Annotated in this window: 1 protein-coding gene; it reads right to left on the bottom strand. The window is 68.5% G+C overall.

Annotated features, from left to right (window positions below):
- Positions 1-160: 160 nt before the first annotated feature.
- Positions 161-527, bottom strand: a 367-nt coding sequence (locus tag AC1DTN_RS39120) for a hypothetical protein (RefSeq protein WP_477925623.1), incomplete at its 5' end; no start/stop codon positions are given.

The following is a 527-nucleotide window of genomic DNA, read 5'->3' as shown; positions in this document are numbered from 1 at the left end:
CTCTGGAGGCCCATGGCGAGCGGCGGCGCATGACTTGGCTTGAGACAGGAGGGCAGGGGCGCCGGCGAGAGCCCTTTTTTGGAATCCGCCCATGGTTCCTCGTCCATCTTCGTTGGCCATGCGACGGCGATTCAAGGACTGCCCAAGGTCAGACCCGTGCTCACTTGGATGGCTTCTTGCCCCGCGCTGCCCGAGCGGCCTGAGGCTTCCCAACGGTCTCCGCCCGTCTCTCTGCCGGTCTAGCCTCGAGCTGGCGTAGCGTCGTCGCCTGCTCTTCGCGCAAGCGGACTGTTTCGCGCTCGGCCTTCTCTTCCTGGCGCCGCAGCCGATCGCCCAGGGCTGTTGCGCGCTGYTCYGCKCCGGCGRCGCGCTCGCGCAGGGTTGCCAGCTCTACTCGCATCTCCTGCTCTTCGCGCGACCAGGCGGCCGCCGTCACGCTGTGCGCGGCCTTCTCGGCCTGTAGCGTTTGGTCTGCCGTGGCCTGAGCGGTACGCGCTGCCTCGAGCTCTACCGCCCGGGCCTTCTGC

It is taken from the genome of Rhizobium sp. 01T444, from assembly GCF_056398305.1.
This window is presented reverse-complemented; position numbering and strand designations above follow the sequence as displayed.